General features: G+C 63.7%; 11 protein-coding genes. All 11 read left to right on the top strand.

Annotated features, from left to right (window positions below):
- The first annotated feature begins 114 nt into the window (after window positions 1-114).
- The 11 genes from putA to SAJA_RS02610 all read left to right on the top strand — a co-directional run bounded on the left by putA (window position 115) and on the right by SAJA_RS02610 (window position 15,291).
- Window positions 115-3,375, top strand: a complete 3,261-nt coding sequence (putA, locus tag SAJA_RS02655) for a bifunctional proline dehydrogenase/L-glutamate gamma-semialdehyde dehydrogenase PutA (RefSeq protein ID WP_123657109.1) — start codon at window positions 115-117, stop codon at window positions 3,373-3,375.
- A 130-nt stretch (window positions 3,376-3,505) separates the two neighbouring features.
- Window positions 3,506-4,999: a sodium/proline symporter PutP gene (gene putP, locus SAJA_RS02650; RefSeq protein ID WP_123657108.1), complete on the top strand. Its 1,494-nt coding sequence runs from the start codon at window positions 3,506-3,508 to the stop codon at window positions 4,997-4,999.
- Window positions 5,000-5,159: 160 nt separating this feature from the next.
- Complete coding sequence (locus SAJA_RS02645; protein ID WP_123657107.1) at window positions 5,160-5,999, top strand: SDR family NAD(P)-dependent oxidoreductase; 840 nt, start codon at window positions 5,160-5,162, stop codon at window positions 5,997-5,999.
- Between the two features lie 22 nt (window positions 6,000-6,021).
- Complete coding sequence (locus tag SAJA_RS02640; protein ID WP_123657106.1) at window positions 6,022-7,503, top strand: flavin-containing monooxygenase; 1,482 nt, start codon at window positions 6,022-6,024, stop codon at window positions 7,501-7,503.
- 128 nt (window positions 7,504-7,631) lie between these two features.
- Window positions 7,632-8,810, top strand: coding sequence for an acyl-CoA dehydrogenase (locus SAJA_RS02635; RefSeq protein ID WP_123657105.1), 1,179 nt, complete (start codon window positions 7,632-7,634; stop codon window positions 8,808-8,810).
- A gap of 273 nt (window positions 8,811-9,083) precedes the next feature.
- On the top strand, window positions 9,084-10,763 hold the full coding sequence (locus tag SAJA_RS15205; protein WP_221180095.1) for a penicillin acylase family protein: 1,680 nt from the start codon (window positions 9,084-9,086) through the stop codon (window positions 10,761-10,763).
- A complete protein-coding gene (locus SAJA_RS15325; RefSeq protein ID WP_425471633.1) occupies window positions 10,691-11,791 on the top strand; it encodes a penicillin acylase family protein in 1,101 nt (366 codons plus the stop codon). The genes SAJA_RS15205 and SAJA_RS15325 overlap by 73 nt, the downstream gene beginning before the upstream one ends.
- Window positions 11,792-11,899: 108 nt before the next feature.
- Complete coding sequence (locus tag SAJA_RS02625; RefSeq protein ID WP_123657104.1) at window positions 11,900-13,024, top strand: esterase-like activity of phytase family protein; 1,125 nt, start codon at window positions 11,900-11,902, stop codon at window positions 13,022-13,024.
- Between the two features lie 32 nt (window positions 13,025-13,056).
- Window positions 13,057-13,968: an alpha/beta fold hydrolase gene (locus tag SAJA_RS02620; protein WP_123657103.1), complete on the top strand. Its 912-nt coding sequence runs from the start codon at window positions 13,057-13,059 to the stop codon at window positions 13,966-13,968.
- 67 nt (window positions 13,969-14,035) lie between these two features.
- Window positions 14,036-14,581, top strand: coding sequence for a SurE domain-containing protein (locus tag SAJA_RS02615; protein WP_123657102.1), 546 nt, complete (start codon window positions 14,036-14,038; stop codon window positions 14,579-14,581).
- Window positions 14,578-15,291, top strand: coding sequence for a hypothetical protein (locus SAJA_RS02610; protein WP_123657101.1), 714 nt, complete (start codon window positions 14,578-14,580; stop codon window positions 15,289-15,291). Before SAJA_RS02615 ends, SAJA_RS02610 begins: the two co-directional genes overlap by 4 nt.
- The last annotated feature ends 23 nt before the right edge of the window (window positions 15,292-15,314 follow it).

Genomic DNA, 15,314 nt, shown 5'->3' with positions numbered 1-15,314 from the left:
GCCCCGGGCCTTAGGCTCGATGAGATACGGCATGCCGTGTGCCTGGCCCGACTCACTCGTCGCGGCCTTGCACACGGCCACCGTCGATTTTCTCGCGTTATCGGAGTCTCAAGAATGCAATGGTCAACCCCCACGCTTTATCAGGACGCCGATTATCAGGATGTGCTGGCCACGTATCGTATCGACGAGGCCGAACACGTCGCCCGGCTGCTGGATGTGGCCGCCCTGGATGACGCCGCGGCCCGGGATGTCGAAAAACGTGCGGCCGATCTGGTATCGATCGTACGCGAGAAAGCCACCGAAGGCGGCGGTATCGATGCCTTCATGGCCGAATACGAACTCTCCAGTGCTGAAGGCGTCGTCCTCATGTGCCTGGCCGAGGCGCTGCTGCGTATCCCCGATGCCGAAACCATCGACAAGCTGATCGAGGACAAGATCGGCGGCTCGAACTGGGAAAGCCATCTGGGCGAGTCGAAATCCTGGTTCGTCAACGCCTCCACCTGGGGCCTGATGGTCACCGGGCGCATGCTGCGCCGCGATGATCTGCCCGAGCGCAATTTCCGGTCCACGCTGCAACGCATGGTGCGCCGCTCGGGCGAGCCGTTCATTCGCTCGGCCGTGCGCCGGGCCATGCGCGTGATGGGCCATCAGTTCGTGATGGGCCGCACCATCCGCGAGGCGATCAAGAACGCTCGCGCGCTGGAAAAACGCGGCTATTCCTACTCTTACGACATGCTGGGCGAGGCCGCGCGCACGGACGCCGACGCCAAGCGTTATTTCGACGATTACCACAACGCCATCGTGGCCTGTGGCGAGGAAAGCCGGGACCGCGGCCCAGAAGACGCTCCGGGCGTATCGGTCAAACTATCGGCCCTGCATGCCCGCTACGAGCTGGGCCACCGCGAGCGCGTGATCGCCGAGCTGTATCCGCGCCTGCAACAGCTTGCGCGCCTGGCCGCCAAGTACGATATCAACCTGACCATCGACGCCGAGGAGGCCGACCGGCTGGATCTGTCGCTGGAGCTTTTCGAGATGGCCTCGGGCGATGCCATGCTGGGCGATTGGCAAGGCCTGGGCCTGGCCTTGCAGGCCTATCAGAAACGCGCGCTGGACGTGATCGACTGGCTGGCCGCCGTGGGCCGGCGTCATAACCGGCGCATCATGCTGCGCCTGGTGAAAGGCGCCTACTGGGACACCGAGATCAAGCGCGCCCAGGAAGCCGGGCTGGCCGGCTATCCGGTGTTCACGCGCAAGGCCAATACCGATGTCTCGTACATGGCCTGTGCGCGGCGTATTCTGAATCACTCGGACGTATTCTTCGGCCAGTTCGCCACGCATAACGCCCACACGCTGGCTTATATCCGGTATCTGACCGGCGAGCGCCGTGATTTCGAGTTCCAGCGCCTGCATGGCATGGGCGAGGATCTGTATTCCGAGATCGTCGAAAAGAACGACGCACACGGCCGCCCGCGCCCGCGCTGTCGGATCTATGCGCCGGTCGGTGCGCACGAAGACCTGCTGGCTTATCTCGTGCGCCGGCTGCTGGAAAACGGCGCCAACAGCTCGTTCGTCAATCGCCTGGTCGATGAGAACGAGCCGATCGCCGATATCGTGGCCGACCCGGTGGCCACCGTGCGCGCGCAACAGCCCATGCATCACCCGCGTATCGCCGCCCCCCACGATCTCTACGGCGAGCGCCGGCCCAACGCCCGCGGTCTGGATCTATCCGACTTGCGGCATCTGGAAACACTGGCCGCCACCATGGCCGAAGCCGACGGCCAGACCTGGCAGGCCGCGCCAATCATCGGCGGGGCGATCCCCGAGCGGGCACAAAGCACGCTGGCCGACGGGCGCGGCCAGAACGTGCCCAACCCCGCGCAGACCGATCAGATCGTGGGCCAGGTGATTCATGCCAACGACGAAGACGTGGAACAGGCCCTGGCCACCACGACGGCCGCCTTCAACGAATGGTCGTTCACGCCCGGCGCCGAGCGCGCGGCGTGTCTGCGTCGTTATGCCGATCTGCTGGAAGCGCATATGGGCGAGCTGATCGCCCGGTGTACCCGCGAGGCCGGCAAGAACATCGCCGACGGCATCGCCGAGGTGCGTGAGGCCGTGGATTTCTGTCGTTACTACGCGGTCCAGGTCGAGGACGAGTTCTCGGGCGATACCGTGTTGCCCGGCCCCACCGGCGAGCGCAACACCTACGGCCTCTACGGGCGCGGCGTGTTTGTGGCGATCTGCCCGTGGAACTTTCCGCTGGCCATCTTCTCCGGCCAGGTGGCCGCCGCATTGGCCGCAGGCAACGCCGTGATCGCCAAACCCGCCGAGCAGACCTGTCTGGTCGGCGCCCGTGCCATCGAGCTGATGCACGAGGCCGGTTTCCCGGGCGATGTGCTGGCTTATCTGCCGGGGCCCGGCGAGATCGGCGCCAAGCTGGTGGCGGATGCGCGTATCGCCGGCGTGGCCTTTACCGGCTCCATGCCCACGGCCAAGAAAATCAACCGGACACTGGCCGAGCGCGACGGCCCGATCATCCCGTTGATCGCCGAAACCGGCGGCCAGAACGCGATGATCGTGGACTCCTCGGCGCTCATCGAGCAGGTCGTGGCTGACGTGGTGCGCTCGGGCTTTCAAAGCGCCGGCCAGCGCTGCTCGGCCTTGCGTGTGCTGTATGTCCAGACCGATATCGCCGATGACCTGATCGAGATGCTGTCGGGCGCGATGGCCGAGCTCTCGGTGGGCGATCCCTGGCAGCTGGGCACCGACGTGACCCCGGTGATCGATGCAAACGCCCGCGACAACCTGGCCGAGTACGCCGCCTACGCGGATGCGAACTTCAAAACCCACTACACCTGCGAGCTGAACGACGCTCACGACGCCGGCACGTATATTGCACCCAGAATCTACGAGCTGGATTCGATCGATCAGCTCGGCGAGGAACAGTTCGGCCCGATCGTGCATATCATCCGGTTTGCCGCCCGCGATATCGATCGCGTGGTCGATGACATCAACGCCCTCGGCTATGGCCTGACGTTCGGTATCCACAGCCGCATCGATACCACGGTCGAGCGGGTGTTGAAGCGTCTGCGTGTGGGCAACGCCTATGTCAATCGCAACATCATCGGCGCGGTGGTGGGGGTGCATCCCTTCGGCGGCGAGGGCCTGTCCGGTACCGGCCCCAAGGCCGGCGGGCCGCATTATCTGCATCGTTTTGCCACCGAGCGCAGCGTATCGCGCGACACCACGGCGGCTGGCGGCAACGCATCGCTCATGTCGCTCGAAGAAGACGAGCCGGCCGCGCACGTCTACGTCACGCCCGAGCCACAGCGGATCAACCGCGCGCCCGATGATGAACCGGCCCGCGAGAGCTAGGGGCTGTTATATAACGATTTGATCCTTCGGGATCTTCACCGGCACGGCCGCACGGCACGCACCGGCGCTTCCGGGGTCGCATTCACGCGGCCTCGGTCTTAACGACAGACGGGCTACGAAGGGGAACATCATGGCGACGGGCATCTGGATCAGTCTGCTCATCTATTTCACGCTGATGATCGGCATCGGCATCTATGCGTGGCTGCGCTCCACGTCATCGTCCGAGCAATACATGCTTGGCGGGCGTAATCTGAGCCCGGCCGTGGCCTCGCTCTCAGCGGGTGCCTCTGACATGAGCGGCTGGCTGCTGCTGGGCTTGCCCGGGGCGCTTTATGTCTCGGGCCTGGCCTCGGCCTGGATAGGCATCGGGCTGTTCGTGGGCGCGTTGTTCAACTGGATCATCGTGGCACCGCGCCTGCGCGAGCAGACCGAGCGCTACGACAACAGCCTCACGATTCCGCAGTTTCTGTCGCGACGTTTTCCCAGCCGGGCAATGGCCCTGCGGGTGGTGTCGGCGGTCATCATCGTGGTGTTCTTTTCGGTGTACACCGCCTCCGGCCTGGTAGCCGGCGGCAAGCTGGTGCAAAGCGCCTTCGGCGAGGCCGTAAACGTCGGCGCTTTCAGCGATTACTCGGTGGGGGTCTGGGGCACGCTCGCCGTGGTACTGGCCTATACCGTGGTAGGCGGTTTCATGGCCGTGAGCCTCACCGATTTCTGCCAGGGCGTGATCATGATGCTGGCCCTAGTGATCATGCCGGCCGTGGTGCTGTTCGGTAGCGGTGGTGGCGGCTACGGCCAGGCGGCCAGCACGCTGGCCCAGATCGATCCCGATTTCCTGTCGTGGACCGCGGGTCTGACGGTCGTAGGCTGGCTGTCTGCCGTGACCTGGGGGCTGGGTTATTTCGGCCAGCCGCATATCATCGTGCGCTTCATGGCGATCCGCTCGGTGCGCGAGGTGCCACGGGCACGCAATATCGGCATGACCTGGATGGCCATCTCGCTGATCGGCGCGGTATCGCTGGGCGTTTTCGGGCGGGCATATGCCGAGCGTAACGGCATGAGCATCGATGATTCAGAGACGATCTTCATCATCCTGGCCGACCTGTTGTTCAACCCAATCATCACCGGTTTTCTGTTCGCCGCACTTCTGGCGGCCATCATGAGCACGGTATCGAGCCAGCTATTGGTGGCCTCCTCGTCGCTGACCGAGGATTTCTATCGGCTGTTCCTGCGCCGCCAGGCCAGCGAGAAAGAAAGCGTGACCGTCGGGCGGGTCAGCGTGATCGTAGTCGGCGTGATTGCTGCCGTCATCGCCACCGATCCCGGCTCGAACGTGCTGGGCCTGGTCAGCCATGCCTGGGCCGGCTTCGGCGCGGCCTTCGGGCCGTTGATAGTGCTCTCGCTGATCTGGTCGGGCATGTCGGGCACCGGCGCGGTTGCCGGGCTGGTGGCAGGCGCAGTCACGGTGGCAACCTGGATCATGCTCGGCTGGAACCAGAGCTTTCTGGGTGGGCCGGGCGTCTACGAGATCATGCCCGGCGTGCTCGTGGCCTCTCTGGCGATCTATTTTGTCAGCCTGGCCACGCCGTCCAGCGGCGAGTTTCGCCCGGCGCCGGCTTCCTAGGGCGTGTCGTCATGAGACGCGCGGTCCACCATCCCTGATTCGAGCGCCCGGCTTCTGTCGGGCGTTTTTTTGCCCGTAATCCATTGTGAAAAGAAAATTGTGCAAATTACGGGTTTCGGCTAATCTGACATGATCTATTGTCAGATCGAGCGATGCGCCCATGGAGAGCTTCAAGAACAAGATCGCGGTGGTCACCGGTGGCGGCGGCGACGGCATCGGCAACGCCTTGTGCGTGGCACTTGCCAAGGCCGGGGCCACGGTTGCCTTCTGTGATATTGCCAAGCTCGACGCCACGACCCGCGATATTGAAGCACTCGGGGCCAGCTGCTACGCCGCCGAAGTGGATATCGGCGATCGCGAGGCGGTCTCTGGTTTTATCGATGATGTCGTCGCGCGTTTCGGCGGTATCGATATTCTGATCAACAACGCCGGTATCGCTCTGGGTGATCGTGGTTTCGAAGAACTCTCGATCGAGGACTTCGAGCGCATCACGCGGATCAATTACTGGGGCGTGGTGCACACCACCTTGCTGGCGCACCCGCACATCATGAAATCGCGCGAAGGCGCGATCGTGAATCTCTCCAGCAGCCAGGGCATTCTGGGCCTGCCGTTTCTGGTGCCTTACTGCACCACGAAATTCGCCGTGCGCGGGTTCACCGATGCCCTGCGCGCCGAGCATCGGCTACGCGGGGCCGAACACGTACAGGTGCACACCGTGCACCCGGGTGCTGTGGCCACGAACATCACGCTCAATGCTGATTATCACAACGACAGCACGCAGGCCTTTCATCGTATGCTGCAAAAAGGCACGGATCGCCACGAGGCCGCGGCGATCATCCTGAAAGGCATGAAAAAGAATCGCGCTCGCATCATGATCAGTGACGGTCGGGCCCAGGATATTCTGACCCGCCTGTTGCCCACTGCCTGTATCAAGGTCGTGGGCTGGTTGATGCGTCGTCGCGGCATGGCGCCGCGGCCCATGACGCACAAATCGGTCTGAACGCATTCGCCGAGGTGATCGTATGACGTCTCAAGCATCACGCAACAAGATCTGGCCGGTGGTGATCATCGGCACGGGCTTTGGCGGCCAGTCGGCCGCGGTCAATCTCATCAAGCGCGGCATCACCGATTTCCTGATGCTCGAGCGCCGGGATTTCATGGGCGGCACGTGGTGCCAGAACAGTTATCCCGGGGCCGCAGTCGACGTGCAGTCGCCGTTGTACTCGTTGTCGTTCGAGCCCTACCCCTGGTCACAGATGTTCGCCGAGCAGGACGAGCTAGCCGAGTACACCAACCACGTCATCGACAAGTACGGCCTGCGTGAAAAAACACGGGTGAACCACAACGTCGAGCAGGTGGTCTGGGAAGAAGACAGCGCCACCTGGCGTATCGAAATTACCGATGGGCCGACGCTTTATACCCGGATTCTTATCAATTCGTCCGGCCCGCTGTCCACGCCGAAAATTCCGGAAACGCCGGGCCGCGACTCGTTTGCCGGCGCTCAGTTTCATACCAACGATTGGCATCACGATGTCGATCATCGCGATAAAAAGGTCGCAATCGTCGGTTCGGGCGCCAGCGCTGCCCAGGTGATCCCCGCGATCGCGGGCGAGGTGGCCCACCTGCATGTCTTCCAGCGCACCCCGCACTGGGTCATGCCACGCCCGGATCGCAAGTTTGGGCGCCTCACACGTTGGCTGCTGGGTTTTAAGCCGGTCTACAAGGCGCTGCGCGGCGTGCTCTATCTGGCACTCGAATCGCGCATCGTGGGCTTCAAGTATTCACGGGCCATGCTCAATCTGGTGGCCCAGAAGAAAGCCGAAAAACATCTGAAGAAACAGGTGCCCGACGACACGCTACGGGCCAAGCTCACGCCGGATTTCACGATCGGCTGCAAGCGCATCATCCTGTCCAACACGCTCTACCCGGCACTTTCGCGCGATAACGTCACCCTGCATGACGCCGATGACGGTATTGCCAAGGTCACCCCCACCGGGCTGGTCACCAAACAAGGCCACGAGATTGAGCTGGATGTACTCGTCTGGTCCACGGGCTACGACGCGACCGACGGCATGATCTCATACCCCGTGGTGGGCCGGCACGACAAGCCATTGGCTGATTTCTGGGCCGATTATCCGCGCGCCTATCTGGGCACCACCATTCCGGATTTTCCCAATCTGTTCATCGTGACCGGGCCCAATACCGGCATTGGCCATACCTCGGCCATCTTTATGATCGAGGCCCAGATGGACTACATCATGGCTTGTGTTGAGCGTGTGATCGGTGACGCCTCGGTCCAACAGATCGAGGTCACATCACAGGCCGAGGCGCGCTATACCGAGCACGTCCACGACGAGATGACCCGTACCGTCTGGCATAACGGCGGTTGCAACAGTTGGTACAAGAGCCGCTCGGGCCGCGTGGTGGCGATGTTTCCCGGTTTTACCTTCATGTTTCGGCGCATGGCTCGCAACTTCAAGCGCAAGGATCACGTGATCGCCTGACCGACGGCGCAACAGACCGTGTGTTTCGCCACGTCTGGCGTTGGCGCGGCAAATCAGCGGCTGGCCGTGCTGTACGCCGATACGGTCGGCGTGATAGCTGTAGCGTCATCACGTAAGGCGAGACCCCGATGTCCGATTTCCAATGGGCCGATCCGCTCGGCCTGAATCATCAGCTGTCCGAGGGCGAACGCGAGATTCGCGACACGGCCCACGATTATTGTCAGTCCAAGCTCCAGCCACGGGTCTATGACGCTTTCGAGCAGGGCTATTTCGACCGCGCGATCATGACCGAGATGGGCGAGGCTGGCCTGCTGGGCGCCACCGTGTCCAGGCAATACGGGGGCGGCGGGCAGAGCCATGTGGCCTACGGGCTGATCGCGCGCGAGGTCGAGCGCGTGGATTCCGGCTATCGCTCGGCGATGAGCGTGCAGTCCTCATTGGTGATGTATCCCATCGAAGCCTACGGTAGCGAAGCTCAGAAACAGCATTATCTGCCCAAACTCGCCTCGGGCGAGTTCATCGGCGGCTTCGGCCTGACCGAACCGCTGGCGGGCTCCGACCCGTCGAGCATGGGCACGACCGCCACGCCGGTCGATGGTGGCTATCAGATATCCGGCGAGAAGAAATGGATCGGCAACAGTCCGATCGCTGACGTTGTCGTGGTATGGGCCAAATCCGAAGCCCACGGCGGCAAAATCAAGGGCTTTCTGGTCGATCTGCCGGCCGAAGGCTTCGAGGTGACGGAGATGGCCGGCAAGCTCTCGCTACGGGCCTCGATCACCGGCCAGATCACGATGCGCGACGTGTTCGTGCCCGAGGACAAGCTCCTGCCCGACGCCTCTGGCCTGTCCGGCCCGTTCGGCTGTCTGAACAAGGCCCGCTACGGTATCGCCTGGGGCGTGATGGGCGCAGCCGAGGCCTGTTGGCATCGCACGCTGGACTACACCCTGGGCCGCGACCAGTTCGAACAGCCCCTGGCCTCCAACCAGCTCATCCAGAAGAAACTGGCCGATATACAGACCGAGATCGCGCTGGGGCTATCGGCCGCGCTCCAGGTGGGCCGGCTTCTCGACCAGGGCATCAAGGCGCCCGAAATGATCTCGTTGATCAAACGCAACAACTGCGGCAAGGCGCTGGAGATCGCCCGCACCGCGCGCGACATGCACGGCGGCAACGGCATCCTGATCGAGTACGGCATCATGCATCACCTGCTCAACCTCGAAAGCGTGAACACCTACGAGGGCACACACGACGTGCACGCCCTGATTCTGGGCCGCGCTCAGACCGGCATCCAGGCGTTCAAATGAATTGCATCACAGGCGTTGCAGACGCGACGCGCGACACGGGTGCTGACAAACACCGACATTGACGCAGAATCATCGCAACAGGCCAACCACAGCCGCCCGCGCAACACCAACTTTGGTATGACGCAAGGATCCCGGCCGCGCGGCCCGGCATTAAAAAACAATGACATGACCATGCGGGCGGCGCGCATCACTGCCCGCGGCCAAAAGTATTAGATATCCCTCGTCTCGTCCCGCCGTAGGCTTTCGATAACGAAACGCCCGGGGGGATAAGCCATGATCGACACACGCCGCACCGCCATTCGTTCACCGCGCGCCGGCATCGCCAGGACGGCGCTGGGAGCCACCGTGGCAGTCACGCTGGGAACGGCCCTGCTTGCAGCCGGCTGCTCGGACGACGCCAATATCGACATCGCCGATCGCGATAGCAGCGACAGCATGGCCGAGGCCGGGCCCACCACGCCGCCGGAAGCACCGGCCGGCGGCTATGCCGCCACGATTCGCACCACCACCAACGGCGTGCCGCATATTCTGGCCGCCGATCTCGGTTCGGCCGCCTTTGGCGAAGGCTATGTCCAGGCCCGCGACAACGTCTGCCTGATCGCGGATTCGATCCTGCGGGCCACCGGCCGACGGGCGGCTTTTTATGGCCCGGGGCCGGATAACATCAACGTCATCACGGATTTCAGCTATCGCGCGCTGGGCCTCGCCGACAAGGCCGACGCCGAATTCGACGAGCTGGGCGATGATTCCAAAACCATGATCACCGGCTTTGCCGCGGGCTATAACAAATATGTGGAGGAAACCGCACCGGCCGATCTGCCGGGTAAATGCGTCTCTGCCGACTGGGTGCAGCCGATCACGCCCGAGCAGCTCTATGCCTATTATCAGCTAACCGCACTGTATGCCAGCGGCGATCAGTTCGTGACCGGCGTAACGTTCTCGGCGGCCCCACCCGGCGTGAATCCGTCACCGCGCCCGGCCACGCCTGACCAAACCCGTATCGATCTGAACCACGCCAACCGCGTGGCACGGCTCGGCCAGACCGGCGGCACGCCAGCCGATATCGGCAAGTCCGGCGACTGGGCGGTACACGATATCGCGAGCAACGCCTGGGGCCTGGGCAGCGAGTACACCGAGAACGGCAAAGGCGCGCTGCTGGCCAACCCGCATTTTCCCTACACCGGCAATCGCCGGCTCTATCAGAGCCAGATCACCGTGCCCGGGCGCTATAACGTCAATGGCGCGACCCTGATCGGCGTGGCCATTCCACTGATCGGCTTCAACGAGCACGTGGCCTGGAGCCATACCGTCTCGACCGCCCGGCATTTCACGGCCTATCAGCTCGCACTTGCCGAAGGCGACGACCTCGCTTATATCAAAGACGGCCAGACCCGGCCCATCACCCAGCGCGATATCACGATCGACGTGGCCAACGGCACGCCGACACCAACCCGGCTGACCAAGACATTCTATTACTCCGAATACGGCCCGATGCTGGCGGGCAACCTCATCAATGCCAATCTGCCGGCCTGGGGCAACACATTAGGCGGGCAACGCGTGGCCTACACCTATCGTGATGCCAATACCGATACCGCGCGCCAGACCGTCGATCAATGGCTGGCCATGGGCTCGGCTTCGAACATCGACGAGTTCAAGGCACCGTTTGAAGCCTGCGGCAGCGTGCTCTGGACCAATACGGTCTATGCCGACGACGCCGGCCGTGCCTTTTTTATCGATGCCTCGGCCACGCCGCACCTGTCCGACGAGGCGCTCGCCGCCAGGCCAATCCGTTGGTGGCCGGGCTCTACCAGGCCGGCGTCACCCTGCTGGATGGCAGCACCTCGCGTGACGACTGGGTCGAAGGCGATTGCAACGGCCGCGTGCCCTACGACGGCGAGCCCAAGCTCCAGCGCTCAGATTATGTCCAGAACGCCAACGATAGTTTCTGGGTAACCAACCCGGATGCACTACTCACCGATTACTCGCCGCTGTTCGGCCCGGTCGGCCAACCGCTGTCGCCGCGTACACAGATGAGCCTGCGGCTACTCGACAATCCGAAAGATGCCGGGCTATCCAATGTCCAGCCCGGCGGCGAGGACGGCAAGTTCACGGCCCGCGAGATCATCGACACGCTGTATTCCAACCGCGCCTACTACGCCGAAACGCTACTCCCGGCCCTGCTGGATCGCTGCAACGCCGCGGGCGATACGAATATCAACACCAGCGATGATGACTCACGCAGCGTGGCCGAGGGCTGTGCCGCACTCGCCGACTGGAACGGCGTGTTCGACAACGACAGCACCGGCGCCCAGGTCTTTCGAGTCTTCATCGCCGAATTCACGCCTGACCTGAACCGCGAGCTCAGCGTGGCCTTCAACCCCGAGGCGCCGGCCACCACGCCAAACACGCCGGCACCGCTGGCCGGTAACGCGGCCAGTGACACCATGCTGGGCGCCCTGGCCCGCGGCCTGAACACGCTGGATCGCGCCGGCATCGCCTACGACGCGCCGCTGGCCAGTGTGCAATACCAGCGCCAGTCCGCGTCCGGGCGGCCCGGCGGCACCGCCCAGTTCGCCGGCCCGCGCATCCCCTGGCCCGGCACCCAGAACGTCGAAGGCGGCTTCAATATCGTCGAACCGGATACCAGCCCGGTCGAGGAAGGCACACGCTATGTCCGTGTCGCACCTACCGCCACCCTGCCCCGCTCTGGCCAGTTATCGGCTACCGACGGCGAAGGCTGGTCGATCGCCCGCGGCACCGGCTGGCATTTCGGCTTGGCGTTCACCGACCAGGGCCCCGAAGCTTATGGCCTGGTCAGCTACAGCCAGTCCGATGACGCCGATTCGCCGTATTTCTCGGATCAGGACCTGCGCTACTCGAACAAGAACGCCCGGCGCCTGCGCTACAGCGAAACCGCGATTGCCGATGACGACAACCTGAGCACCGAAACCATCACAAGCGCTGCCGGCAGCGGCGCCTAAGCTTGCGCTGGAGGCGGGCCGGCACGCACCGGGGCCGGCTCGTCTCCGTCGCGACACCGTCATGAATCCGCGACCAGGATAGGCCTGCAACCCCACGCGGAGCCCGGCATGGTCCAGCGAACACGATCGATTGGCAGCACGATAGCGCTTGTCGCACTCACCGGCTTTTCAGTCGGCGCTTGGGCGAACCCGCCGGTAACGCTGTCCTTCATCGGCATGGCCGAAATACCTACCGGCACGCGATTTGAGGCCACCGAAGTCGGCGGTCTGTCCGGGATTGATTACGATGCCGCCAACGAGCGATACGTCGCGATCAGCGACAACCGCGGCGCGCAAGGCCCGGTACGGTACTACGACCTGACGATTGACTTGTCGGATGGACAACTGGCCGACGGCGACGTGCAGTTCACCGGCGTTACCGAAATCCAGGCGCTGGACGGCCAGGCGTTTGCCCCGGGTGTGGCCGATCCGGAAAGCCTGCGTATCACGGCCTTCCCGGGCCTGCTCTACTGGACCAGCGAAGGCAATGCCGCGACAGGCCTGGCGCCTTTCGTTCGTGTGATGACACGTGGCGGCGCGCCGATAGCCGCATTTGCTATTCCGGATGTCTTTCGCCCGGCCACCCGCCACGGCATCCGTAACAATCTGGCCTTTGAAAGCCTGACGCATGCCCTGAATCAAAACATCTGGCTCACCGCGACAGAAAACGCGCTCATCCAGGACGGGCCGGCAGCCACCCTGGAGCACGGCAGTCCGGCGCGCGTGTTATGCCTCGACGGTGCGACCGGCAAGCCGCTCGCCCAATATGTCTATCGCACCGCGGCCGTTGCCGCGGCGCCCGAGCCGGCAGACGGTTTTGCCACCAACGGCCTATCCGAACTGCTGGCGATTGCCCCGGATACCTATATCGCGCTCGAGCGATCATTTTCTACCGGTATCGGCAACGATATACGCCTGTATCTGACACACACTCACGGGGCAACAGACGTCAGCGGCCGAGATTCGATCCGCAACACGCGTTATCACCCGATGAAGAAACACCTGCTGCTGGATCTGGCCACGCTGGATATCGATCTCGACAATATCGAAGGCATCACCCTTGGGCCGACTGTGCACGGGCACCCCACGCTCGTGCTCGTCGCCGACGACAATTTCAGCACAACCCAACGCACGCAGTTTCTGGCGTTCACCCTGGACGGGCCGCTCGTGCACGCGCTGGCCGCAAACGACTAGACTCAGCGTCAGGACACCAAACGCCCCAGGCCATGTCTAGCGCTCTATTGTCGCCAGCCACACGCTCGGATATCGCCACGCGCGATCTTGTCATCGCCTGTCATATCGCCGGCCCGGCCGACGGGCCGGCGGCAGTGTTGTGTCACGGCTTTCCCTACGACGTGCACGCGATGGTCGCCGCGGGCGAGCGGCTCGCGACGGGCGGCTGGCGCGTGGTCGTGCCCTACATGCGCGGCTACGGGCCAACCCGGTTTCGCGATACCGCCACGCTGCGCTCGGGCCAACAGGCAGCTCTGGCCCATGACTTGCTGGCCCTGATCGACGCCCTCGGCCTGGATCGGCCGGTGGTGGCCGGTTTCGACTGGGGCGGGCGCGCGGCCTGTATCGTCGCCGCGCTCTGGCCTGAGCGCGTGGGCGGGCTCGTCTCCTGCGGCGGCTACAACATCCAGAACATCGCCACCGCGGATACGCCTCTGGCCCCGGAACAAGAGGCCCGTCTCTGGTATCAGTTCTATTTCCATGGCGCGCGCGGGCGGGCCGGATTGCGCGATAACCGTGCTCGCCTGGCACGCCTGCTCTGGTCGCAGTGGTCGCCAACTTGGCGCTTCGACGACGCGGTCTTCCACCAGACCGCGCCCGCCTTCGACAACCCGGATTTCGTCGATGTCGTTATTCACTCGTATCGACACCGATTCGGCCTCGTCGCGGGTGATTCGCGCTTTGAGGCCACCGAGGCCGCCCTGGCCGAGCAGCCCGTGATCGAGGCGCCGGCCATCGTGCTCGACGGGGCGGCCAGCGGCTTGTTCGAGGTCACCGATACAGCCGGACTTGCCCCGCATTTCAGTGCGCCCTTCGAGCATCGCGTCTTACCCGGCGTGGGCCACAACCCGCCACAGGAAGCACCGGCAGCGTTTGCCGATGCCGTGATGGCACTCGGCGGCTAATGACGGCCGATTCGGTGTCATCAAACAGTCACGATGCCCGCATAAAACTGTATTTGGCACTTAGGGCGTGGCCCGCGGTATTCCCTCGGTCGCCGTCAGCTATGCGGGCACGCCCGAGCGCTCGTATCGAGATTTATCGGCGGATGCGATCGAGATGCGCGAGGCCGGCGTCGTGCAACGCCTCATCGCCTCGCTCAAGACAAACCGCCACGGCAAGGCGCTATTGCCCGCAGGGGTTGGGTTGAGCGTAAACGTGCCCGCCTTCGATGACGATACCCAGGCCGGCGATCTGGCCTTCAAGTTCACCTCGATCAGCTGTATCGGCGCCCGCGACGATTTCTTCGTGCCTTTGAACGAGGACGCCAGTAACACCGACAGTGCCCCGCGGCTGGGCTATGGCAGGGTTGATGATGACGAAGCCGCTGGCTTGGGCATCGACTTCAATTGCCCGCAGGACCAAACGCCCAAGGGCGTACCGCCGGCAGAGGCCGTGGCACTCAACAACGGCTTCGTCACCGTCACGCCGATCCAGGTCACCGTGCAAGCCTTTCGCAGCCAGCGCAATGCCGCGCGTATCCGCGTACAGGATCTCGTGACGGACAGCACGCGATGAGCCACGCACGTCGCCCCGTCGGTTTTCTGGTCGGCACCGGCGTGGCCGCCATGCTCGTGCTCGCCGGCTGTCATGACGATACCGCGCATATCGATACCCACGCCGATCAGCCGGCCCAACCCGATGGCCCGTCGCAAACCGATCTATCGCTACCCGAGTTGTCCGCCGGCACGAGCGCGGTCGTACTTGCCGGCGATCCGGCCGGCAACGACGGCCTGGCGTTTTTTGATGAAAGCGGGCGAGCCTTCATCTCGCTGGCCCCGACGTCTGGGATTGGCGCTCAAGTCATCTATCGCCGCGCCAACGCATCGGCCCCCTGGCACCGCGTACCGGCGCCCACCACGCCGCTGTCGTTGACCCGCCGGTTTACGATCGCCGCTCCAGTGGCGCCGATCACGGCCGATAACCTGGCCGGGCATTATCAAAGCGTGATCGGCGACGATATCGCTGCGTTCACGATCAACGACGCCGCGACCATCGATGCCGCCGGGGCGGGCTGTCGGCTAGCAGGGCGTATTGCACCCGCGCAACGCCTGGCCGCCGGCACCGCCGCGCATCTGAGTGTTGCCGGCTGTGCCGGCACAGCCGACGGCGACTACGACGGACTGATCGTCGTCGATACCGAAGCCATCAATGCCGCTTGGCACTTCATTGGCGCGGGCGACGGCCAAGTGCTCGATATCTATGCGTTTTTGATTTCAGAAGGCTAGCGACAAGCTGCCAATCGAGAGTC

The organism is Salinisphaera japonica YTM-1 (genome assembly GCF_003788585.1).
Lineage (GTDB): Bacteria > Pseudomonadota > Gammaproteobacteria > Nevskiales > Salinisphaeraceae > Salinisphaera > Salinisphaera japonica.
Note: the sequence above shows the minus strand (reverse complement) of the source record. Positions and strands in the feature narration are given on the sequence as shown.